The following is a 23,566-nucleotide window of genomic DNA, read 5'->3' on the forward strand; positions in this document are numbered from 1 at the left end:
TTATTGTAAAGAAGTTACTTTGTTTTTAATTAGACAGTATTAATATAAAAAAAGTATGGCCTAACAGCTATACTTTTTTTTATGCTTATACGCAATGAGAATTTTTTCTATAGTTTTTAAAACTAATTACTTAAATTAGTAAGATGCAAGAAGATTTCTTACATTATATATGGAAACATAAAAAGTTTCAAACCGATGCGCTTTTAACCAGTAATAAGCAACCCGTATTACTTAGTGCGGTTGGTGAGCACAATCTTAATTCTGGACCCGATTTTTTTAATGCTAAACTTCAAATTGGGGGACAGTTATGGGCTGGAAACGTAGAAATTCATATAAAATCTAGCGATTGGTATGTGCACCATCACGAAACCGATTCTAATTACGACAATGTTATTCTTCATGTGGTTTGGGAGCACGATGCCGAAATTTTTAGAAAAAACAACACGGCAATACCTACTTTAGAGCTAAAACATTACGTGTCTACAGATGCGGTTGCTGCTTATAAAGCTATTTTTAACACAACGCAACAGTGGATTAATTGCGAAAAAGAGTTAGGATCGGTGTCTTCTTTCGTTGTCGATAATTGGTTAGAGCGCTTGTACATTGAACGTTTAGAGCGCAAAGCAAATGCTGTTACCGAGGTTTTAAAACACAATAAGAATAACTGGGAAGCGGTATTATTTAAATTACTTTGTAAGAATTTCGGACTTAAAGTAAACGGAGATGCGTTTAATAGTCTCGCCAACTCTATCGATTTTTCGGTGTTACGCAAACAACAATCCAAAGTACTTAGCTTAGAAGCTTTATTGTTTGGTCAAGCTCAACTGTTAGATGGTGATTGTCAAGATCCTTATTTTTTAGAGCTCACTAAGGAATATGCTTTTTTAAAACAAAAATTTGCATTGAAAACACAATCGGTAGTGGCGCTGCAGTTTTTTAGACTCCGTCCACCAAACTTTCCAACCATTCGGTTATCGCAATTAGCGCAGGTGTATTTTAAAAATCAGAACGTGTTTTCGAAAGTAATTGAAGCCAAGACGCTGAAAGAATTTTACGACTTATTTTCTGTGGAGACTTCAAACTATTGGGAAAGCCACTACACGTTTAATAAAGCATCAAAAAAAGTAAAAAAGAAAGTCACGAAAGCGTTTATCGATTTGTTGTTAATCAATACCATAATTCCTTTAAAATTTAGCTATTCAAAATATACGGGACAGCCTATTGAAGAAGAATTGTTGTCGCTAATTGGATGTATTTCCGCAGAAAAAAACACTATTGTTAAAACGTTTAGAAGTTTAAATTTAGACGCTAAATCTGCTTTAGAATCTCAAGCAGTCTTACAACTAAAAACAGAATATTGCGATAAGAACAGATGTTTACAATGTGCCGTAGGAAATACGCTGCTAAACGCAAGTATTTAACAGTGTATTTATAATTTGATGTGTGGACTGTAACAATTTTTAGTAAATTGCGCTATGACTATTTTTTATAAACCAGTATTGTTTTTCCAAAAACATGGCTATTACGTCTGTCAGCGTATTGCCGATAGATTTGGAATACGGGCCAAGGTGGTAAGGACTTCTTTTATGTATCTTACTTTTGTAACCTTAGGTTTTGGTTTTGCGTTATATCTTTTTCTTGCCTTTTGGATACGCATAAAAGATTTTATTTATTCTAAACGAACATCGGTTTTCGATTTGTAATTTATGCAAAACTCCATTATTTTATTTTTTAGAACCAAAATATATACGGCGCTAACACTACTTGCTTTAGTGCTATTATGTGGTATTTTAGGTTTTAGAATGATATCTGGGTTTTCATGGATTGACTCTTTATATATGACGGTAATTACAATTACTACCGTAGGATTTGGAGAGGTACAGCCTTTGGACGATGCCTCAAAAATATTTACAGTTTTTCTTATATTATCTAGTGTTATTATAGTCGGTTATGCCTTAACGGTGATTACCGAATACATCTTAAGTGGCAAAAATCTCGAAGAATTAAAACAAAAGAAGATGCAGAAAAAAATTGATAGTTTAAACGACCACATTATTATTTGTGGTTATGGCCGAAACGGAAAGCAAGCCGCTAAAAAGTTATTAAATTATAAAAAATCTTTTGTTATTATTGAACAAGACAAGGCAATTATCGATAAACATCAAACTGAAGATATTTTGTTTGTTTTAGGTAACGCTAATGAAGATGAGTTACTTTTAGAAGCAGGAGTAGATAGAGCGAGCACATTAATTTCGGCATTACCCAGCGATGCAGATAATTTGTTTGTAGTGCTTTCTGCTAGACAAATAAATAAAAATCTGACGATTATTAGTCGCGCTTCTGAAGAAACATCTTATAAAAAATTAAAATTAGCAGGTGCCAATAATGTTATTTTGCCCGACCGTATTGGAGGCGATCATATGGCATCTTTAGTGGTTGTTCCAGATTTAATAGAGTTTATAGACAACCTTTCAATTGTAGGAGAATCTAATATTAATATCGAAGAAATTCACGTTAACAAACTGTATAATGTTAGGGCTAACGTAAAGACTATTAAAGATTTAGATTTAAGAAATAAAACGGGGTGCTCTGTTATTGGCTTTAAAGGTAGTAATGGGGATTACGTTGTAAACCCAGAGGCAGAAACTAAATTAGTGCCCAATTCTAAAGTCATTGTTTTAGGGCGTCCTGAACAAATTAAAAAATTAAATATAATATATAATTTAGATTAGATCACACTATTTTAACTAGCATGCTTTAAATACTCACCAATTTTTTGCATATTGCTAACCTTTTACTAACAAATAATTAACATATATCTTATTATGAAGAAATTTCTTCTGTCATTTTTTTTAATTATAATACCCTTTATAATAGTTGCACAGGATTTTGAGATTGTCGGCGAAACTCTAAATCCTTCAAAGGCTATAAACGATGGTGTTATTAATATAGCGGTTGAAGGCGGAGTCGCGCCTTTTACATACCGTTGGAATCAACAAAGCACCTCTTTAAAGTCTAATACGGCAGTCGGGCTTACGGAAGGTGTTCCTTATACTGTTATTGTAACCGATGCCGAAGGCGAGAGTCAAACGGCTGTTTTTACAGTAGATTCAGAAGCCATAACAGAAGTTTTTAATGGTTTAATGACGCCGGCCGTTAGTACCTTGGGCTCTGTGCTCTTTTGGGATCCCTTTGCCGCCGTAGGAGTTTATGACCCTGTGGTCTACGCCGATGAAAGACAAATAGGAATACCTGATTGGACAAACGATGTAGAAAACAAGTATACCCTTAAGACATGGCTTAAAGCTGATGGTGCGAAAGTAATTAAAGGCGAGCCCATAGCTGTTATTACAGATCAAGCGGGGATAGAGCTAATAGTTAAATCTTCAGGTAAAGGAGAATTACAACATAAAACAGGCGAAGGAGAAGTTATTTATAACTCCGACAATGCACAACACGTTATTCAGCAAGGTGCACATTATTTCGCCATCGTCAAATACGATGAGCCTGTTGTACTAACACACCCCAACGGAGACCCGCTTACAAAACCAATATCTTTTATCGTTATTTGGTTAGTATTCGGGGCTTTATTTTTTACACTTAGAATGGGTTTCATCAATGTTCGTGGATTTAAGCACGCTATCGATTTAGCTCGTGGTAAATATGACGACCCCGATGCACCAGGGCAAGTAACGCATTTTCAGGCCTTGGCAACTGCTGTTTCTGGAACTGTTGGTTTAGGTAATATTGCTGGTGTTGCAGTGGCGGTGTCTTTAGGAGGCGCTGGAGCAACATTTTGGATGATTGTTTGTGGATTATTAGGTATGTCTACTAAATTTGTAGAATGTACTTTAGGTGTCAAGTATCGCGATATACTTCCCGACGGCAGAGTCTTTGGTGGACCAATGAACTATTTACGTCACGGTTTTGAAAAACGAAATATGAAAGGTCTTGGTAAAGTTCTAGCAGGAATGTTTGCCGTTTTAGCAGTTGGTGCTTCCTTTGGTGGTGGTAATATGTTTCAAGCCAATCAATCTTTCGAGCAAATGTCAGGACAATTTCCAGTTCTTGCCGGTCACGGATTTTACTTTGGTATTGCAACAGCACTACTAGTCGGTGTTGTAATTATTGGTGGAATTAATAGTATTGCCAAGGTAACGGGTAAAGTAGTGCCAATAATGGCTTCTCTATATATTGTAGCTGCGCTTGCGGTTATTATAATGAATATTCAAAATATCGGACCCGCATTTTCTGCTATCGTCGATGGTGCATTTAGTCCGTCTGCTTTAAAAGGTGGTGTTGTTGGTGTTTTAGTGGTAGGTTTTCAGCGTGCAGCGTTTTCAAATGAAGCCGGTGTAGGTTCCGCAGCAATTGCGCACAGTACAGCAAAAACACATAACCCACCATCTGAAGGTTTTGTGGCGTTACTAGAACCGTTTATAGATACAGTAGTCGTGTGTACATTAACGGCCTTAGTATTAATCTTTACAGGTATGCACGAAGTTGAAGGTTTAGCAGGAGCGCAGTTAACATCTGATGCTTTCGGAAGCCAAATATCTTGGTTTCCTTATGTCTTAGCTTTAGCGGTATTTTTATTCGCTTTCTCAACAATGATCTCTTGGTCTTACTATTGAATGAGAGCGTGGACATATTTATTTGGAAAAAGCAAAAAAATTGAGTTTATTTATAAAATGCTATTTTTAGTGTTTGTAGTTATTGGATCGTCGGTAAGTTTAGGAGCTGTTCTTGATTTTTCAGATATGATGATACTTGCGATGTCTTTCCCTAACATTATTGGACTGTATATGATGTCTGGTGAGGTAAAAGAAGATCTAGCTATCTATTTAAAGAAATTAAAAGCAAATCAATTGTATAAAAAGGTAGGTAAAAATTAAAACATCACTATGAATTTTTTTAAATCCCATTTCGTTTATTCCAAAAAACAACGAAATGGGATTTTTTTGTTTCTATGTCTCATCTTTGGTTTGCAATGCTTCTATTGGTTTGTGATTCCTAAATTTTTCGCCACTCCGGAATCCCTTGTTAATGATATCGAATTACAACAATTTTATAAAGAAATGGATTCTTTAAAGGCAATAGCTATACAGAACAAACAACCCAAAAGATACCCTTTTAACCCTAATTACATCCAAGATTATAAAGGCTATACTTTAGGGATGACACTCGAAGAAATTGATCGGTTATTAGCGTTTAGAGCTCAAAATAAATGGGTGAATAGCGACAAAGAATTTCAGAAGGTGACTCAAGTCTCCGATTCACTTTTAGCTGAAATAGCACCGTATTTTAAATTCCCAGAATGGGTGACGCGACCAAAGTCTAAAACTAATTTTAAAACGCGTTACAGTAATGCACCTAAAACAGACGCGCAGAAAGAAGATCTAAACACCGCATCGGCACTTCAGCTTCAAAACGTATATGGAGTCGGCGAAAAGCTGTCCGAACGTATTATTAAATACAGAACAAAGCAGGTCGGTTTTGTCTCATTAATAGAGCTTCAAGAGATTTATGGTTTGTCTCCTGAGGTTATCGAAAATATTAAAAACAACTTTAGTGTTAAAACGCCTAAAACAATAAATAGAGTTAACCTTAATACCGCCACTAGTGAAGAATTAGTGACTATAAAGTATATCGATTATGAAATAGCTTTTCATATTATAGAACAGAGAATACTAAGAAATGGGTTTAAAAATTATGAAGAATTAACAAAAGTAAAGGACTTTCCTCTTAAAAAAATTGAGATAATTAAGTTATATTTGGCGATAAATTAGATTATAACAAACTATCGAATATTATGGATAAAAGGTACTTTACCGAAGAGCATCAACTTTTTAGAGAAAGTTTACAAGAATTCTTAAAGAAAGAAGTGGTGCCACATATAAACAAATGGGAGGAGACAGGACATATTGAACGTTTTATCTGGGAGAAGTTTGGTGAAATGGGGTTTTTTGGAATCGCATATCCTGAAGAATTTGGCGGATTAGATTTAGATCTTTTTTATACTGTTATATTTTTAGAAGAACTTCAGAAAATAAATTCTGGTGGTTTTGCAGCAGCAATGTGGGCACACGCTTACCTTGCAATGACGCATTTAAATGCAGAAGGCGGACAAGCGATAAAAGAAAAATATCTTGCTAAAAGTATCACCGGAGAAATGATTGGTGCTATGGCTGTTACAGAACCTTATGGAGGTAGTGATGTGGCAGGAATGCGTACAACAGCCGTTAAAAAAGGAGATACTTACATATTAAACGGTTCTAAGACTTTTATTACTAATGGTGTGTACAGCGATTATATAGTAGTTGCTGCGAAAACAAGTCCAGAATTAGGGAATAAAGGGATTAGTATGTTTGTTGTAGACAGAGACACAAAGGGTGTTTCGGCAACAAAATTAGATAAACTAGGTTGGAGAGCTTCAGATACTGGAGAAATTGCTTTCGATAACGTAGAGATTCCTGCAAGCCATTTAATGGGTGAAGAGGGAAAGGGATTTCCTTACATAATGCAACATTTCGCTTTCGAGCGTTTAATTATGGGAGTAAATGCGCATTCAAGAGCAGAATTTGCTTTAGAATACGCTGTACAGTATATGAGTGAACGTGAAGCATTCGGACAAACAATAAATAAGTTTCAAGCGCTGCGCCATACAATGGCAGATTGTTTTGCAGATATGGAAGTGTGTAAGGAATTTAATTATTCGGTAGCCGCTCGTTTAGATAAAGGCGAGTATGTGGTTAAAGAAGCAACGATTTCTAAATTGCGCTCTACGAAAATGTCTGATGACGTAATTTACCAATGTTTACAGATGTTAGGTGGCTACGGTTATATGGAAGATTATCCAATGGCGCGTTTATTAAGAGATAGCCGTCTAGGACCAATAGGTGGTGGTACCTCTGAAATCTTGAGAGAGATTATCGCAAAAATGGTGATTGACAAGAAAGAGTACAAGCCAGCAGTTAAGCATTAATTGCAATTATCGCGTTGCGAGAATGATTTTGCATTCGCAAAAAGGGTAATTGACAAGAAAGAGTATAGGACAACAGTTAAGCACTAAGAAGATTAGTGATTTTAGTTAGCGCATATTTCGCTAATGAAAGTACGTTGGAATACAAATAAAATAGGGTGTTTGCCAAAAGGTTCGTATTTTGGCAGTCATCCTATTTTTTGGTTTAAATCGGAATTAGTATTTATAAATAAATCAGTTATAATTATATCTTTTTATATGAAAGCGAATACCATTAAGTACCTATTAAGTCTCTTCTTTTTTGCTGTTAGTTTGTCTGCCTTTTCACAAAAAGAATTAAAAAACAAGATTGTCGATTTTATGACTTTAGCGCCTTTGGAAAGCGCTAGCGTTTATATACAAAATACGACTATCGGGACCGTAAGTAACCCCGATGGGAAGTTTGTTTTGTTAGTGCCCAAAGCTCACGTTAACGATACTTTGGTTGTGTCTTCTATTGGGTATAAGAGTTATAAAATGGCGGTCTCTCTTTTCGATAATACCAAAGAAGTGTATTTAGAAGAAGATATCGCTTCTCTAGAAGAAGTGCAGTTAGTAACGACGCCACGACCAAAAACAGGCAACGAAATTGTATTGCGATCCTTGGAAGAATTGCCAGAAAACTTACCCGAAAAGCCCTATATGCAAAAGGGCTTCTTAAGACATAAAGAGCGTAATAAAAAAGAGTTTAAATGGCTCATAGAAAGCGCGATTACACTTTACGATTCTAGCTTTCAATCGCCCACTTCTAAAAACTTAAAAATTAATGTAGATCAAGTTCGAAAAAGTTATGACCTCCGCGATATCGATAGTACATTAACGTATACAGCGTATTTAAAATATAAAAATCCATCGTTAAACTTAAGAAACAAAAATTTACGTCGCGATACGATTAAGACCTCAAATTTAATAAAAGCTATTAAGTGGAACGACACTAGAATAAATGGCTTAGAAACGTTATTTAAGGGCAAATTGAACATTATTAGAAACTCTAATACTTCCGCAGGTCTATTCAATAAAGAAATATTAGAAACGCATCATTTCGATTTAGATACGATTCTTGTAGATGAGGGGAGAAAAATTTATAAAATCAAAATTTCTGAAGGTCGAAAGCTTATCGACTTAAAAACAAAAGGGATTTATAACGGTGGTTATAGTGCAGAAGGATTATTGTATGTGTACTACGATACTTACGCAATTAAGCGTATAGAATATAATCTGGTGGCGAAATCTGCGGCTCAAAGAAGCAGAAGTAAGACATTATTTGGCACAACAGTAAATCATAAATTAGTGATTAACTATATCGAGTACGAAAATAGAATGTACCCCAATTTTGTCTCTTACGAAACGCCAAAATTGGTTAATGTAGGGACCAAAGTAATAACAAGTGCTATTGCAAAAGCGAATAACAAAAACGAAAAAGAAGTAGTGCCTAATAACGACGAGCGCTTTTATTATGCGGTTCAAGAATTATTGTTTTCTGAAATTATTTTAGATGAAGAAAAAATAACCGAAGCACTTAGCAAGCCTTGGGACGCCGATATTTTTGCAGCTAAACCCTACAATAAAACGTTTTGGGAAAGCTACAATACGTTGTTAGAGAGCGAAGAAGACGAGAAGTTAATTAAAGATTTAACGAAGCGTTCAACACTTTTTAAAGAGTAGTTTGTGGCTTCGTGCTATGATTTACAAAGTGAAAAAACGTGCAAAGAAGGTTTTAAAAATAACTTTTATTTTTGGTACTATTTTTTCGTTTTTATGTTTAGGGACAAAAAAACGAAAATTTAAAGTATTAAGCTTTTATGCCCATAATTCCTGATAAAGTCACAGTAAGTATAAAAAACACACTAAAAACATAAACCGTAACACTTTATTTCCTCACCCCCAATTGAGTAAAATGCTTTGGTGTAGTGCGACTGGTTCTTTTAAAAAAGTAGTATCTTTAAAAGTCAGTATAATTCGAATGTTAAAAAAATGTCATTACCAGCCTTTATAGATTATTTAACTTTAGAGAAACACTACTCCAAGCACACCGTAACTGCGTATTCTAAAGATATCGAATCGTTTCAAGTGTTTGTTGAAAAGCATTATGATGACACGAGTATAACAGGTGTTAATTATTCGCAAATAAGATCTTGGATTGTGGCGTTGGTAGAAACTAAAATTTCCAACCGGAGTATAAACCGAAAAATATCGTCATTGCAATCGTATTATAAATTTCTTTTAAAAGTGGAAGATATCCAAGTTAATCCTCTCGCAAAGCACAACGCCTTAAAAACCAGTAAAAAGATTCAAGTCCCTTTTTCGGAAGCTGAAGTAAATTCCGTTTTAGATGGTATTAGTCATAGTAAATCGTTTGAGGGTATTCGGAATAAGTTAATTATAGAATTATTTTATTCCACCGGAATGCGACGTATAGAGTTGATAGAATTACGTTTGTCTAGTATCGATTTTTCTAACAAAACAGTAAAGGTATTAGGGAAGCAAAATAAGGAGCGCTATATTCCGTTATTGGAAAGTGTAATACTAACCCTTCATTTGTATCTTGAACAACGTCAAGTACTTGAAAACATTAAGGATTCGTCCTCTTTATTTTTAACAAAGAAGGGCGTTAAAATCTACGAAACTCTTGTTTACAGAGTAATTAATGAGTACTTTAGTGAAGCCTCCTTGAAAGCAAAAAAGAGTCCGCATATTTTAAGACATTCCTTTGCGACACACTTATTAACTCAAGGAGCGAATTTAAATGCTGTTAAAGAGCTTTTGGGACACGCAAGTTTGGCTGCGACACAGGTGTATCTTAATAATAATATTTCTGAATTAAAAAAGGTATATTCAAACGCCCACCCGAGGAGTAAAAAGTAAACACGCATTAATTGTTTAATTTAAAAAAAAATTAAAAGTATGAAGGTGAACACACAATCCGTAAATTTTAACGCAGATCAAAAGTTACTTGATTTCGTTCAGACAAAAATGAATAAGTTAGATTTGTTTTATGATAAGGTCATCCAATCAGATGTTTATTTAAAGGTGGAAAACACGAGTGATAAGGAAAATAAAATATTTGAAGCAAGAGTAAGTGTACCTGGAGATAGTTTAATAGTGAAAAAACAATGTAAAACCTTTGAGGAAGGGGTAGATATTGGCGTTGCATCGTTAGAAAGACAGTTAAAAAAGCGAAAAGATAAATTAAGAGCATAATTATGATAAAAAATTTGCTAAAAATGTTTTGATTAAATAAATAAATATATACATTTGCAGTCCGTTAGAAATAGCGGACTTTTTTTATACGTAGAAAAAGAGTAAAAAAGCCGATGTAGCTCAGCTGGCTAGAGCAGCTGATTTGTAATCAGCAGGTCGTGGGTTCGAGTCCCTCCATCGGCTCAATAAAACAAAAGGTAGGAAACTACAATTTGTAACGTTCTTTAAAAGAGTGATAAGTTTTAAAATTGGGGAGATACTCAAGCGGCCAACGAGGGCAGACTGTAAATCTGCTGACTACGTCTTCGCAGGTTCGAATCCTGCTCTCCCCACAATTTTAAAGTTTAAAAAGGAATTAAATAATTGCGAGAGTAGCTCAGTTGGTAGAGCGTCAGCCTTCCAAGCTGAATGTCGCCGGTTCGAACCCGGTCTCTCGCTCTAATATTTAGCCGGTGTAGCTCAGGGGTAGAGCGTTTCCTTGGTAAGGAAGAGGCCACGGGTTCAATTCCCGTCATTGGCTCAAATTTTAAAGGCATTAAAAATTAGAACACTAATATTATTATATAACTAAGATTAAATTATTAAAACATGGCAAAGGCAACTTTCGATCGTTCAAAACCACACTTAAATATTGGTACAATTGGACACGTAGATCACGGTAAAACAACTTTAACTGCTGCTATTACTAAAGTATTAGCTGATGCAGGGTATTCAGAAGCGAGATCTTTTGATCAAATTGATAACGCACCAGAAGAAAAAGAAAGAGGTATTACAATTAATACATCTCACGTAGAATATGCAACACTAAACCGTCACTATGCGCACGTTGACTGTCCAGGTCACGCGGATTACGTAAAGAACATGGTAACAGGTGCTGCACAGATGGATGGTGCTATCTTAGTCGTTGCGGCTACAGATGGTCCAATGCCACAAACTCGTGAGCATATCTTATTAGGTCGTCAAGTAGGTATCCCAAGAATCGTTGTATTCTTAAACAAGGTGGATATGGTTGATGATGAAGAACTTTTAGAATTAGTAGACATGGAAGTTAGAGAATTACTTTCTTTCTATGATTACGATGGTGATAACGGACCTGTTGTTTCAGGATCTGCACTAGGCGCACTTAACGGTGAGCAAAAATGGGTTGATACTGTTTTAGAATTAATGGAAGCGGTTGATAACTGGATTGAAGAGCCAGAAAGAGAGATTGATAAACCTTTCTTAATGCCTATCGAGGATGTATTCTCTATTACAGGTCGTGGAACTGTAGCAACAGGACGTATCGAAACAGGTATTGGTAAAACAGGAGATCCAGTAGAAATAATTGGTATGGGAGCTGCAAAGTTAACCTCTACAATTACAGGTATCGAAATGTTCCGTCAAATATTAGATAGAGGTGAGGCTGGAGATAATGCAGGTATCTTATTAAGAGGGATTGAGAAATCTCAAATTTCTAGAGGAATGGTAATCTGTAAGCCAGGTTCTGTAACACCACACGCTAAATTTAAAGCTGAGGTTTATATCCTTAAAAAAGAAGAAGGTGGACGTCATACTCCATTCCATACTAACTACCGTCCTCAATTTTATGTTCGTACAACGGATGTAACAGGAAACATTTCACTTCCAGAAGGAGTTGAGATGGTGATGCCTGGAGATAACTTAACTATTCACGTTGAGTTAATTCAAGCAATTGCGATGAATGTTGGTCTTCGTTTCGCTATACGTGAAGGAGGAAGAACAGTTGGAGCTGGTCAGGTAACTGAAATTTTAGACTAAAATAGTCTCAAAAATATAAGGTTAAGGTGTCTAAAGTAATCAAGACACCTTAGCTTTTATCTACGGGTTTAGCTCAGTTGGTAGAGCACTGGTCTCCAAAACCAGGTGTCGGGAGTTCGAGTCTCTCAACCCGTGCAAATTAAAAATGATAACGTTTAAATTTATCTTTTAAAAAATAGATTAAAAATGGCTGGAATAGTAAATTACGTAAAAGAATCATTTGGCGAATTGAAAAACAATGTGACTTGGACTCCTTGGTCTGAGGCTCAAAGCTTAACTATTTTGGTTGCTGTATTTTCAATTATATTCTCTTTAGCAATATGGGGAGTAGATTCTGTTTTCAGCAAAGTGGTAAGTTTTTATTTTAGTGTAATAAACGGATAAGATAAGTATTTATGGCTGAAGTAGGAGAGAAAAAATGGTACGTTGTAAGAGCGGTAAGTGGTCAAGAACATAAAATAAAAACCTACATCGAGAATGAAATTGCTCGTTTAGGAAAGCAAGACTATGTAGAGCAAGTATTAGTTCCTACAGAGAATGTTGTTCAAATTCGTAACGGTAAGAAAATAACCAAAGAAAAGGTGTATTTTAGCGGTTACATTATGATAAAAGCCAACTTATCAGGAGAAATTCCACATATTATAAGGTCTATAACTAATGTTATTGGTTTCCTAGGGGCAACAAAAGGAGGAGATCCATTACCGTTACGACAATCTGAAGTAAACAGAATGTTAGGTAAAGTAGATGAATTGACAGTAGATACAGATGCACACGTTGCAATTCCTTTTACAAAGGGAGAGACTGTAAAAGTAATAGATGGGCCATTCAATGGATTTGATGGTGTTATTGAAAACATAAACGAAGAGAAACGCAAGCTTGAAGTGATGGTGAAGATTTTTGGAAGAAAGACACCATTAGAATTAAGCTATATGCAAGTTGAAAAAATATAATAATTGTTACAATAAAGATGGGATTAATCTAAGCTTCCAAAAATAGATTAATGCCGAACTAAATTATTAAAAATGGCAAAAGAATTAAGTAAAGTAGTTAAGTTACAAGTAAGGGGAGGTGCAGCGAATCCGTCGCCACCGGTTGGACCCGCTTTAGGTGCTGCTGGAGTTAACATCATGGAGTTCTGTAAGCAATTTAACGCTAGAACCCAGGATAAATCTGGTAAAATATTACCGGTTGTTATTTCTGTGTACAAAGACAAATCGTTTGAATTTGTTATCAAAACACCTCCAGCTGCAGTACAATTATTAGAAGCGGCCAAACAAAAAAAAGGATCAGGTGAACCACATGCACGTAAAATTGCAAAGGTATCTTGGGATCAAGTAAAAACTATAGCAGAAGATAAAATGCCCGATTTAAATGCATTTAACATAGAATCGGCTATGAAAATGATTGCTGGAACTGCGAGATCTATGGGTATAACTGTTAAAGGTGGTCAAGCACCTAATTAACCTAAAAAGATTTTAAAAAAATGGCAAGAATAACAAAGAAACAAAAAGAAGCAGTAGCTAAAATCGAAAAGGATAAAGTATATTCTTTAACTGAAGCTTCAGTTTTAATAAAAGAAATTACTAACACTAAATTTGATGCGTCTGTAGACTTAGCTGTACGTTTAGGAGTAGATCCTAGAAAAGCTAACCAAATGGTAAGAGGTGTTGTATCTCTTCCTCATGGAACAGGTAAAGATGTGAAAGTATTAGCATTAGTTACTCCAGACAAAGAAGCAGAAGCTAAAGAAGCTGGAGCAGATTTCGTTGGTTTAGACGAGTACCTTGATAAAATAAAAAATGGTTGGACAGATGTAGATGTAATTATTACTATGCCAAGTGTTATGGGTAAATTAGGACCTTTAGGACGTGTATTAGGACCTCGTGGTTTAATGCCGAATCCTAAAACGGGTACTGTAACTATGGATATAGCTAAAGCGGTTACTGAAGTGAAAGCAGGTAAGATTGATTTTAGAGTTGATAAAACAGGAATCGTTCACGCAGCAATCGGTAAAGCTTCTTTTAGTGCTGATAAGATTCAAGAAAATGCAAACGAATTATTAACAACATTAATGAAACTTAAACCAACTGCGGCAAAAGGAATCTACGTGAAGAGCATTTATATGTCTAGCACAATGAGTCCAAGTATCGCTGTTGACACTAAAATTGGTTAGTAGTTAAAACTTTATATTATGACAAGAGAAGAAAAAGCACTAGTAATTGAAGAATTAACTGCACAATTAGCAGAGAACGCTAACATTTATTTAGCGGATATCTCAGGGTTAAACGCAGTAAGCACTTCAAATTTACGTCGTGCATGCTTTAAAGCAGACATAAAATTAGCAGTAGTAAAAAATACGCTACTTTCAAAAGCAATGGAAGCTTCAGATAGAGAGTTTGGAGACTTACCAGCAACTTTAAAAGGAAATACATCAGTAATGTACTCTGAAACTGGAAACGCTCCAGCGAAGGTTATTAAAGCTTTTAGAAAAAAATCAGATAAGCCTCTATTAAAAGGAGCTTTTATTGAAGAAACAGTTTATATTGGGGATGACCAATTAGACGCTTTAGTCGATATTAAATCTAGAGAAGAATTAATTGGTGATATCATAGGATCATTACAAGCACCAGCTCAGAACGTTGTTTCTGCACTTAAATCAAGTGGAGAGAAACTTTCTGGAATTCTTAAAACATTATCTCAGAAAGAGGGATAGTCAAATAAGTACGCACTTATACAAATATATATTAAATTAAAATTATTAAAACGGTAGAAAAATGGCAGATTTAAAAGATTTCGCAGAACAATTAGTTAACCTTACAGTAAAAGAAGTTAACGAATTAGCAACTATATTAAAAGATGAATACGGTATCGAACCAGCTGCTGCTGCAGTAACAATGGCAGGTCCAGCTGCAGGTGGCGAAGACGCTGCTGAAGCTCAGACTGAATTTGATGTTATTTTAAAAGCGGCAGGTAGCGCTAAGTTGGCTGTTGTAAAATTAGTTAAAGAATTAACTGGTTTAGGTTTAAAAGAAGCAAAAGGTTTAGTGGACGATGCACCAAGCCCAGTTAAAGAAGCTGTTTCTAAAGACGAAGCTGAAGCATTAAAAGCTCAGTTAGAAGAAGCAGGAGCAGAGGTTGAGCTTAAGTAAGCTTTACACAGACAATTAACAAAGGTTTAGGTCTAGGGCAGTGCTCTCAGACCTAGACCATTTGTCGTATATAGCCGCGAGCTATAAACAAACATTTTTTTTTAATCAAAATTTCGTCCATTGATGTTAGTAACACAAGCTGAAAGATTAAATTTCTCGTCTATTATCAATAGAACTGAGTATCCAGATTTTATGGATATTCAAATAAAGTCCTTCCAGGATTTTTTCCAGTTAGAAACAAAATCTGAAGAAAGAGGTGATGAAGGGCTTTATAATACCTTTCTAGAAAACTTTCCAATAACAGACACTCGTAATCAATTCGTATTAGAATTCTTAGATTACTTCATAGATCCACCAAGATACAGCATAGAAGAATGTATCGAGCGTGGGCTTACTTATAGCGTTCCACTTAAAGCAAGGTTAAAACTGTATTGTACAGATCCTGAACATGAAGATTTTGAAACGATCGTTCAAGATGTATACTTAGGTACTATACCCTATATGACACCTTCAGGTACATTCTGTATTAACGGTGCAGAGCGTGTGGTTGTATCTCAATTACACAGATCACCAGGTGTTTTCTTTGGTCAGTCTTTCCATGCTAATGGTACAAAATTATATTCAGCAAGAGTTATTCCTTTTAAAGGGTCTTGGATTGAGTTCGCTACTGATATTAATCAAGTGATGTATGCGTACATTGATAGAAAGAAAAAATTACCAGTAACAACATTGTTTAGAGCTATTGGCTTTGAACGTGATAAAGATATTTTAGAGATCTTTGATTTAGCTGAAGAAGTTAAAGTTTCAAAATCTGGTCTTAAAAAATATTTAGGACGCAAATTAGCTGCACGTGTATTAAATACGTGGCATGAGGATTTCGTAGACGAGGATACAGGTGAAGTTGTATCTATCGAAAGAAATGAAATAGTATTGGACCGTGATACTGTTTTAGATAAAGATAACGTCGAAGAAATTTTAGAAGTAGGGGTTAAAACTATTCTTTTACATAAAGAAAGTGCAGAACAAGGCGATTACGCTATTATTCATAACACGCTTCAAAAAGATCCAACAAACTCAGAAAAAGAGGCTGTTGAACATATTTACCGTCAACTACGTAATGCAGAGCCGCCAGATGAAGAGACTGCACGTGGTATTATAGACAAATTATTCTTTAGTGACCAACGTTACTCTTTAGGAGAGGTAGGACGTTATAGAATGAATAAAAAATTACAGTTGGATATTGGAATGGATAAGCAAGTGCTTACCAAAATTGATATCATTACTATTATAAAATATTTAATCGAATTAATTAACTCTAAAGCAGAGATTGATGATATTGATCACTTATCTAACCGTCGTGTACGTACAGTAGGAGAACAATTATCTCAACAATTTGGAGTTGGTTTAGCGCGTATGGCGCGTACTATTCGTGAGCGTATGAACGTTCGTGATAACGAGGTGTTTACACCTATAGATTTAATTAATGCAAAGACCTTATCTTCAGTAATTAATTCCTTCTTTGGCACGAACCAGTTATCTCAATTTATGGATCAAACTAATCCTTTAGCCGAAATTACGCACAAGCGTCGTTTATCAGCATTAGGACCAGGAGGTTTGTCGAGAGAAAGAGCAGGATTCGAAGTACGTGATGTTCACTATACGCACTATGGTCGTTTATGTCCAATTGAAACTCCTGAGGGACCAAACATTGGATTAATATCGTCACTATCTGTATTTGCTAAGGTAAACTCGATGGGTTTCATCGAAACACCATACCGTAAGGTAACAAATGGAGTTGTAGATATTAATAGCGAACCTATATATTTAAGTGCCGAAGAAGAGGAAGAGAAATTAATCGCTCAAGCAACGGTAAAAGTTGATGAGAACGGTAAAATTCTTCACGATAAAGTTATTGCACGAATGGAAGGTGACTTTCCGGTAATTGATCCTTCAAAGGTTGATTATACAGATGTTGCACCAAACCAAATTTCGTCAATTTCGGCTTCTTTAATTCCTTTCTTAGAACATGATGATGCCAATCGTGCATTGATGGGATCTAATATGATGCGTCAGGCCGTACCATTATTACGTCCGCAGGCACCAATTGTTGGAACCGGATTAGAAAGAAAAGTAGCATCAGATTCTCGTGTTTTAATTAATGCACAAGGACCAGGTGTTGTACAATATGTAGATGCTAACGAAATCGTTATCAAATACGAAAGAAGCGAGGATGAAGCTAAAGTTAGTTTTGAGAGCGATACGAAGTCTTATCCCTTAGTAAAGTTTAGAAAAACAAACCAAGGAACCTCTATTAACTTACAAGCAATTGTTAAGAAAGGAGATAAAGTTTCTAAAGGACAAGTATTATCTCAAGGGTATGCGACTGAAAAAGGAGAACTTGCCTTAGGACGAAATATGAAAGTGGCCTTTATGCCTTGGAAAGGGTATAATTTTGAGGATGCCATTGTAATTTCAGAAAAAGTGGTGCGTGAAGATATCTTTACGTCTATACATATTGATGAGTATTCTCTTGATGTAAGAGATACAAAACTAGGTAATGAAGAGTTAACAAACGATATTCCTAACGTTTCTGAAGAGGCTACTAAAGACCTTGATGAAAACGGAATGATTCGTATTGGAGCAGAGGTGAAACCTGGAGATATCTTAATTGGAAAAATTACGCCAAAAGGTGAAAGTGATCCAACTCCAGAAGAAAAACTATTACGTGCTATTTTTGGTGACAAAGCTGGTGATGTGAAAGATGCTTCATTAAAAGCATCTCCTTCATTACATGGGGTTGTTATTAATAAAAAATTATTTGCTCGTGCGGTTAAAGATAAACGTAAGAGAGCTCAGGATAAAGAAGATATCTCTCAATTAGAGAAACTTTACAATACAAAATTTGATGAACTTCAGGCTTTATTAGTCGATAAGTTATTCACTATTGTAGGAGGTAAAACTTCTCAAGGTATCTTTAACGATTTAGGAGAAGAAGTATTACCAAAAGGTAAGAAATTCACCCTTAAAATGTTAAATGCTGTCGACGATTATACACACTTAACAGGTGGTACTTGGACTACAGATGAGCACACAAATAAACTAATAGCTGATTTAATTCACAACTATAAAATAAAAGAGAACGATTTACAAGGTTCACTACGTCGTGAGAAGTTTACTATTTCGGTAGGAGATGAATTACCAGCAGGTATCATTAAACTTGCAAAAGTATATGTTGCTAAGAAACGTAAACTTAAAGTCGGTGATAAAATGGCAGGACGTCACGGTAACAAAGGTATTGTTGCGCGTATCGTTCGTCAAGAAGATATGCCTTTCTTAGAAGATGGAACTCCTGTAGACATCGTATTAAATCCACTTGGTGTACCATCTCGTATGAACATTGGGCAAATTTATGAAACTGTATTAGGATGGGCCGGTCAAGATTTAGGACGTACGTTTGCAACACCAATTTTTGATGGTGCAACAATCGATCAAATTAACGAATTTACAGACAAAGCTGGAATTCCAAGATACGGACATACCTACTTATATGATGGAGGAACAGGACAACGTTTTGACCAACCTGCAACTGTTGGAGTTATTTATATGCTGAAATTAGGGCATATGGTGGACGATAAAATGCACGCACGTTCTATAGGACCATACTCATTAATTACACAACAACCTCTTGGTGGTAAAGCACAATTTGGTGGTCAACGTTTTGGAGAGATGGAAGTATGGGCACTAGAGGCATACGGTGCATCGAGTACTCTAAGAGAAATCTTAACAGTAAAATCTGATGATGTTGTTGGTAGAGCTAAAACTTACGAGGCAATCGTAAAAGGTGAGCCAATGCCAGATCCAGGATTACCAGAATCTTTCAACGTACTTATGCACGAATTGAAAGGATTAGGATTAGACATTAGATTAGAAGAATAATAGATATTCCCGCGGAAGCGGGAATCTTTTAGATTGAAGTGCAACCTTCAACTATAAAACAACAAAAGTATTCAGCATTATGGCAAGAAAACAAGATAAGAATACAGTACAGAGGTTTAATAAAATCTCAATTGGTTTAGCGTCACCAGAGTCTATTTTAGCAGAGTCTAGAGGTGAAGTTCTAAAACCTGAAACTATTAATTATCGTACACATAAACCAGAAAGAGATGGTTTATTCTGTGAGCGTATTTTTGGTCCTGTAAAAGACTACGAATGTGCTTGTGGTAAATATAAAAGAATTCGCTACAAAGGTATTGTTTGTGACCGTTGTGGTGTAGAAGTAACAGAAAAGAAAGTACGTCGTGATAGAGTAGGACACATCAACTTAGTTGTGCCTGTGGCTCATATCTGGTATTTCCGTTCTTTACCTAACAAAATAGGTTATTTATTAGGGTTACCATCTAAGAAATTAGATATGATTATATACTACGAACGTTATGTAGTTATACAACCAGGTAATGCTAAAAATGCCGAAGGAGAACCATTACAAAAAATGGATTTCTTAACTGAAGAAGAGTATCTAAATATTATGGAAACTCTTCCTCAAGATAATAATTACCTTGAAGATTCAGACCCTAATAAGTTTATCGCTAAAATGGGAGCTGAATGTTTAATTGAATTATTATCAAGAATTGATTTAGACACTTTATCTTACGAATTACGTCATAAAGCCAATACAGAAACGTCTAAACAACGTAAAACTGAAGCTTTAAAACGTCTTCAAGTAGTTGAAGCATTACGTGAGTCTAATTTAAACAGAGAGAATCGTCCAGAATGGATGATCTTGAAAGTGGTGCCAATTATTCCACCAGAATTAAGACCTTTAGTGCCTTTAGATGGTGGCCGTTTTGCGACTTCAGATTTAAATGATTTATACCGTCGTGTAATTATTAGAAACAATCGTCTTAAAAGATTAGTTGAAATAAAAGCACCAGAGGTTATTTTACGTAATGAAAAACGTATGTTACAAGAATCTGTTGATTCATTGTTAGATAACACGCGTAAATCATCTGCTGTAAAAACAGATTCTAACAGACCATTAAAATCACTTTCAGATTCACTTAAAGGTAAGCAAGGGCGTTTCCGTCAAAATTTACTTGGTAAGCGTGTTGATTATTCTGCACGTTCTGTAATTGTTGTAGGACCAGAATTAAGATTATTCGAATGTGGTCTTCCTAAAAATATGGCTGCCGAACTTTACAAACCATTCATTATTCGTAAATTAATCGAAAGAGGAATTGTAAAAACTGTAAAATCAGCTAAGAAAATAATAGACAAAAAAGAGCCTGTAGTTTGGGATATCTTGGAGAACGTTCTTAAAGGACATCCAGTATTACTAAATCGTGCTCCTACGCTTCACCGTTTAGGTATTCAGGCTTTCCAGCCAAAACTTATTGAAGGTAAAGCGATACAATTACACCCATTAGTGTGTACAGCTTTTAATGCCGATTTCGATGGAGATCAAATGGCGGTGCATTTACCATTAGGACCAGAAGCTATTTTAGAATGTCAACTATTAATGTTGGCGTCTCATAATATCTTAAATCCAGCAAATGGTTCTCCAGTAACTGTACCTTCTCAGGATATGGTACTTGGTTTATATTATATGACCAAGTTACGTACGTCTACACCTGAAGTTAAAGTAATAGGAGAGGGGCTAACTTTCTACTCTGCTGAAGAAGTAAACATTGCTTACAACGAGCAACGTGTAGATTTAAATGCGCAAATTAAAGTAAGAACAAAGGACTTTAACGAAGCAGGAGAATTAGTACTTCAAATTATTGAAACCACTGTAGGACGTGTACTCTTTAACGAAACAGTACCAGCTGCAGCAGGATATATAAACGAAGTATTAACCAAAAAATCATTAAGAGATATTATTGGTGAAATACTTAAAGTAACAGGTGTACCAGCTACGGCTGATTTCTTAGATGAAATTAAAACTTTAGGATACAAATTTGCATTCCAAGGTGGCCTTTCATTTAGTTTAGGAGATATTATTATTCCACCAGAAAAACAATCTATGATTGATGGTGCCAACGAGAAAGTCGATGGTATTATGGTGAATTACAACATGGGACTTATTACCAATAACGAACGTTACAACCAAGTTATTGATATCTGGACGTCTACAAATGCAGAACTTACAGAGCTATCTATGAAACGTATTCGAGAAGACCAACAAGGGTTTAACTCGGTATATATGATGCTTGATTCTGGAGCCCGTGGATCGAAAGAACAGATTCGTCAGTTAACAGGGATGCGTGGATTAATGGCGAAACCTAAAAAATCTAACGCCGGTGGTGGAGAGATTATTGAAAATCCGATTTTATCTAACTTTAAGGAAGGACTTTCAATTTTAGAATACTTTATTTCTACGCACGGTGCGCGTAAAGGTCTTGCCGATACCGCATTAAAAACTGCCGATGCAGGATATTTAACACGTCGTTTAGTAGATGTCTCTCAAGATGTAATTGTAAACAGTGTAGACTGTGGTACATTAAGAGGTGTAGAAGTAACGCCGTTAAAGAAAAATGATGAAGTTGTTGAGAAATTACAAGAACGTATTGTTGGTCGTGTAGCGCTTAATGATGTTTTTAATCCTTTAACAGATGAGTTATTAGTGTCTGCAGGAGAACTTATTGATGATATTATTGCTGGTAAGATTGAAAAATCTCCAGTGGATAGCGTAGAAGTACGTTCGCCGTTAAGTTGTGAAGCCAAAAAAGGAATCTGTGCTAAATGTTACGGTCGTAACCTTGCAACCAATAAGATGGTGCAACGTGGTGAAGCCGTAGGTGTTGTGGCTGCACAATCTATTGGAGAGCCAGGAACACAGTTAACACTTCGTACATTCCACGTTGGTGGTATTGCAGGTAACATTTCGGAAGAAAATAAATTGGCTGTTAAATACGATGGTAAAGCAGAAATCGAAGAATTAAAAACTGTAAAAGGTCAAGATTCTGACGGTAATGACATAGATATCGTAATTTCTAGAACATCAGAACTTAAATTAGTAGATAAGAAAACAGGAATTACATTAAGTACTAATAACATTCCTTATGGTTCTACTATTTTAGTTAAGAATGGAGACGCTTTAAAAGCAGGTGATGTTGTTTGTTCTTGGGATCCATATAACGGTGTAATTATTTCTGAATTTGCTGGTAAAGTGAGATATGAAAATATCGAACAGGGTATTACTTACCAAGTGGAAATTGATGAACAAACTGGTTTCCAAGAGAAAGTAATTTCAGAATCTAGAAATAAAAAATTAATACCAACTCTAATTGTTGAAGACGGTAAAGGAAATCCATTCCGTTCATACAATTTACCAGTGGGTGCCCATATTATGATTGACGATGGAGAAAAAGTTAAGATTGGTAAAATCTTAGTTAAAATCCCACGTAGATCGGCAAAATCAGGAGATATTACAGGAGGTCTTCCACGTGTAACAGAATTATTCGAAGCACGTAACCCTTCAAATCCAGCAGTTGTTAGTGCAATAGATGGTGTTGTATCTTTTGGTAAAATTAAGAGAGGTAATCGTGAGATTATTATAGAATCTAAATTAGGGGATATTAAGAAATACTTAGTAAAGTTATCAAGTCAGATTCTTGTACAAGAAAATGATTTCGTAAAAGCGGGTATGCCTTTATCTGATGGTTCTATTACACCAAACGATATCTTAAACATTAAAGGCCCAGCGGCGGTACAACAGTACTTAGTTAATGAGGTGCAAGAAGTGTATAGATTACAAGGTGTAAAAATTAACGATAAGCACTTTGAGGTTGTTGTAAGACAAATGATGCGTAAAGTTCGAATTATTGACTCTGGAGATACCATCTTCTTAGAAGATCAATTGGTTCATAAAGCTGATTTTATTGAAGAAAACGACGAAATATTTGGTAAAAAAGTTGTTGAAAATGCAGGTGATTCTACGACCTTAAAAGAAGGGCAAATTATTACGCCTTTCGAATTAAGAGACGAGAATTCATTATTACGTCGCGAAGACAAAGCTTTAGTTGAAGCTAGAGATGCACAGCCGGCAACAGCAACGCCTATATTACAAGGTATTACAAGAGCTTCGTTACAAACGAAATCATTTATCTCTGCAGCTTCTTTCCAAGAAACAACAAAAGTTCTTAACGAAGCGGCGGTAGCAGGTAAAGTGGATCACTTAGAAGGTCTTAAAGAAAATGTAATTGTAGGACATAGAATTCCAGCAGGTACAGGAATGCGTACGTATGAAAACATTATCGTAGGATCTAAAGAAGAGTTTGACCAAATGATGCAAGCTAAAAAAGAAGTTAATTATAACTAAATAAAACGTACCATTTAAGAGGTAAATATGTTTTGAATGGCACGCGTATAATTTATACCAACGCAGGTTGGGATAGTTCTTCAAATAATTAAAAAAGTCCTG

Annotated in this window: 17 protein-coding genes, 5 tRNA genes and 1 pseudogene; all 23 read left to right on the forward strand. The window is 35.5% G+C overall.

Features of this window, described 5'->3' with window-relative positions; translation table 11 throughout:
* Window positions 1–143: 143 nt before the first annotated feature.
* Complete coding sequence (locus ES676_RS07655; protein WP_148369732.1) at window positions 144–1,421, forward strand: DUF2851 family protein; 1,278 nt, start codon at window positions 144–146, stop codon at window positions 1,419–1,421.
* A gap of 54 nt (window positions 1,422–1,475) precedes the next feature.
* The gene (locus ES676_RS15090; RefSeq protein WP_148369733.1) at window positions 1,476–1,703 is read left to right on the forward strand and encodes a PspC domain-containing protein; all 228 of its coding nucleotides are present in this window, start codon (window positions 1,476–1,478) and stop codon (window positions 1,701–1,703) included.
* Window positions 1,704–1,706: 3 nt separating this feature from the next.
* Window positions 1,707–2,732, forward strand: a complete 1,026-nt coding sequence (locus ES676_RS07665) for a potassium channel family protein (RefSeq protein ID WP_148369734.1) — start codon at window positions 1,707–1,709, stop codon at window positions 2,730–2,732.
* A 93-nt stretch (window positions 2,733–2,825) separates the two neighbouring features.
* Window positions 2,826–4,895 (forward strand): annotated as a pseudogene (locus ES676_RS07670) (alanine/glycine:cation symporter family protein).
* Window positions 4,896–5,006: 111 nt separating this feature from the next.
* A complete protein-coding gene (locus tag ES676_RS07675; protein ID WP_246130325.1) occupies window positions 5,007–5,789 on the forward strand; it encodes a ComEA family DNA-binding protein in 783 nt (260 codons plus the stop codon).
* Window positions 5,790–5,812: 23 nt separating this feature from the next.
* The gene (locus ES676_RS07680; RefSeq protein WP_148369736.1) at window positions 5,813–6,985 is read left to right on the forward strand and encodes an acyl-CoA dehydrogenase family protein; all 1,173 of its coding nucleotides are present in this window, start codon (window positions 5,813–5,815) and stop codon (window positions 6,983–6,985) included.
* Between the two features lie 123 nt (window positions 6,986–7,108).
* Complete coding sequence (locus tag ES676_RS07685) at window positions 7,109–8,686, forward strand: carboxypeptidase-like regulatory domain-containing protein (RefSeq protein WP_246130327.1); 1,578 nt, start codon at window positions 7,109–7,111, stop codon at window positions 8,684–8,686.
* 309 nt (window positions 8,687–8,995) lie between these two features.
* The gene (locus ES676_RS07690) at window positions 8,996–9,886 is read left to right on the forward strand and encodes a tyrosine-type recombinase/integrase (protein WP_148369738.1); all 891 of its coding nucleotides are present in this window, start codon (window positions 8,996–8,998) and stop codon (window positions 9,884–9,886) included.
* A gap of 39 nt (window positions 9,887–9,925) precedes the next feature.
* Entirely contained in the window at window positions 9,926–10,222 is a 297-nt protein-coding gene (gene hpf / locus ES676_RS07695; RefSeq protein WP_148369739.1) for a ribosome hibernation-promoting factor, HPF/YfiA family, read from the forward strand.
* A gap of 109 nt (window positions 10,223–10,331) precedes the next feature.
* Window positions 10,332–10,405: transfer RNA gene (locus ES676_RS07700), tRNA-Thr, on the forward strand.
* 67 nt (window positions 10,406–10,472) lie between these two features.
* Window positions 10,473–10,554, forward strand: a tRNA-Tyr gene (locus ES676_RS07705).
* Window positions 10,555–10,587: 33 nt separating this feature from the next.
* Window positions 10,588–10,660 (forward strand) — tRNA-Gly (locus ES676_RS07710).
* A gap of 10 nt (window positions 10,661–10,670) precedes the next feature.
* Window positions 10,671–10,742: transfer RNA gene (locus ES676_RS07715), tRNA-Thr, on the forward strand.
* 68 nt (window positions 10,743–10,810) lie between these two features.
* Window positions 10,811–11,998, forward strand: coding sequence for an elongation factor Tu (gene tuf, locus ES676_RS07720; RefSeq protein ID WP_148369740.1), 1,188 nt, complete (start codon window positions 10,811–10,813; stop codon window positions 11,996–11,998).
* Window positions 11,999–12,060: 62 nt separating this feature from the next.
* Window positions 12,061–12,133 (forward strand) — tRNA-Trp (locus ES676_RS07725).
* 51 nt (window positions 12,134–12,184) lie between these two features.
* Window positions 12,185–12,382: a preprotein translocase subunit SecE gene (gene secE, locus ES676_RS07730; RefSeq protein ID WP_148369741.1), complete on the forward strand. Its 198-nt coding sequence runs from the start codon at window positions 12,185–12,187 to the stop codon at window positions 12,380–12,382.
* Between the two features lie 11 nt (window positions 12,383–12,393).
* The gene (gene nusG / locus ES676_RS07735) at window positions 12,394–12,948 is read left to right on the forward strand and encodes a transcription termination/antitermination protein NusG (protein WP_148369742.1); all 555 of its coding nucleotides are present in this window, start codon (window positions 12,394–12,396) and stop codon (window positions 12,946–12,948) included.
* A gap of 72 nt (window positions 12,949–13,020) precedes the next feature.
* Window positions 13,021–13,461: a 50S ribosomal protein L11 gene (gene rplK, locus ES676_RS07740; protein ID WP_148369743.1), complete on the forward strand. Its 441-nt coding sequence runs from the start codon at window positions 13,021–13,023 to the stop codon at window positions 13,459–13,461.
* Between the two features lie 20 nt (window positions 13,462–13,481).
* Window positions 13,482–14,171 carry a 50S ribosomal protein L1 gene (gene rplA, locus ES676_RS07745; RefSeq protein ID WP_148369744.1) on the forward strand — a complete coding sequence of 230 codons (690 nt, stop codon included), beginning with the start codon at window positions 13,482–13,484 and terminating at the stop codon, window positions 14,169–14,171.
* Window positions 14,172–14,189: 18 nt separating this feature from the next.
* Window positions 14,190–14,711, forward strand: a complete 522-nt coding sequence (gene rplJ / locus ES676_RS07750; RefSeq protein WP_148369745.1) for a 50S ribosomal protein L10 — start codon at window positions 14,190–14,192, stop codon at window positions 14,709–14,711.
* Window positions 14,712–14,772: 61 nt separating this feature from the next.
* Complete coding sequence (gene rplL / locus ES676_RS07755; protein ID WP_148369746.1) at window positions 14,773–15,147, forward strand: 50S ribosomal protein L7/L12; 375 nt, start codon at window positions 14,773–14,775, stop codon at window positions 15,145–15,147.
* A 123-nt stretch (window positions 15,148–15,270) separates the two neighbouring features.
* Window positions 15,271–19,083 (forward strand): DNA-directed RNA polymerase subunit beta, encoded by a 3,813-nt coding sequence (gene rpoB / locus ES676_RS07760; protein ID WP_148369759.1) that lies wholly within the window; start codon window positions 15,271–15,273, stop codon window positions 19,081–19,083.
* Window positions 19,084–19,162: 79 nt separating this feature from the next.
* Window positions 19,163–23,464 (forward strand): DNA-directed RNA polymerase subunit beta', encoded by a 4,302-nt coding sequence (gene rpoC / locus ES676_RS07765; RefSeq protein WP_148369747.1) that lies wholly within the window; start codon window positions 19,163–19,165, stop codon window positions 23,462–23,464.
* Window positions 23,465–23,566: the final 102 nt, after the last annotated feature.

It is taken from the genome of Bizionia saleffrena (assembly GCF_008086175.1).
Taxonomy (GTDB): domain Bacteria; phylum Bacteroidota; class Bacteroidia; order Flavobacteriales; family Flavobacteriaceae; genus Bizionia; species Bizionia saleffrena.

Bases quoted from the DNA above. Each gene is read 5' to 3' on its own strand.
- secE (WP_148369741.1), top strand. From the start codon at position 12,185: ATGGCTGGAATAGTAAATTACGTAAAAGAATCATTTGGCGAATTGAAA.
- rplA (WP_148369744.1), top strand. From the start codon at position 13,482: ATGGCAAGAATAACAAAGAAACAAAAAGAAGCAGTAGCTAAAATCGAA.
- ES676_RS15090 (WP_148369733.1), top strand. From the start codon at position 1,476: ATGACTATTTTTTATAAACCAGTATTGTTTTTCCAAAAACATGGCTAT.
- hpf (WP_148369739.1), top strand. From the start codon at position 9,926: ATGAAGGTGAACACACAATCCGTAAATTTTAACGCAGATCAAAAGTTA.
- ES676_RS07680 (WP_148369736.1), top strand. From the start codon at position 5,813: ATGGATAAAAGGTACTTTACCGAAGAGCATCAACTTTTTAGAGAAAGT.
- rplK (WP_148369743.1), top strand. From the start codon at position 13,021: ATGGCAAAAGAATTAAGTAAAGTAGTTAAGTTACAAGTAAGGGGAGGT.
- tuf (WP_148369740.1), top strand. From the start codon at position 10,811: ATGGCAAAGGCAACTTTCGATCGTTCAAAACCACACTTAAATATTGGT.
- ES676_RS07690 (WP_148369738.1), top strand. From the start codon at position 8,996: ATGTCATTACCAGCCTTTATAGATTATTTAACTTTAGAGAAACACTAC.
- rplJ (WP_148369745.1), top strand. From the start codon at position 14,190: ATGACAAGAGAAGAAAAAGCACTAGTAATTGAAGAATTAACTGCACAA.
- nusG (WP_148369742.1), top strand. From the start codon at position 12,394: ATGGCTGAAGTAGGAGAGAAAAAATGGTACGTTGTAAGAGCGGTAAGT.
- ES676_RS07655 (WP_148369732.1), top strand. From the start codon at position 144: ATGCAAGAAGATTTCTTACATTATATATGGAAACATAAAAAGTTTCAA.
- rpoC (WP_148369747.1), top strand. From the start codon at position 19,163: ATGGCAAGAAAACAAGATAAGAATACAGTACAGAGGTTTAATAAAATC.
- rpoB (WP_148369759.1), top strand. From the start codon at position 15,271: ATGTTAGTAACACAAGCTGAAAGATTAAATTTCTCGTCTATTATCAAT.
- ES676_RS07665 (WP_148369734.1), top strand. From the start codon at position 1,707: ATGCAAAACTCCATTATTTTATTTTTTAGAACCAAAATATATACGGCG.
- rplL (WP_148369746.1), top strand. From the start codon at position 14,773: ATGGCAGATTTAAAAGATTTCGCAGAACAATTAGTTAACCTTACAGTA.
- ES676_RS07685 (WP_246130327.1), top strand. From the start codon at position 7,109: ATGAAAGTACGTTGGAATACAAATAAAATAGGGTGTTTGCCAAAAGGT.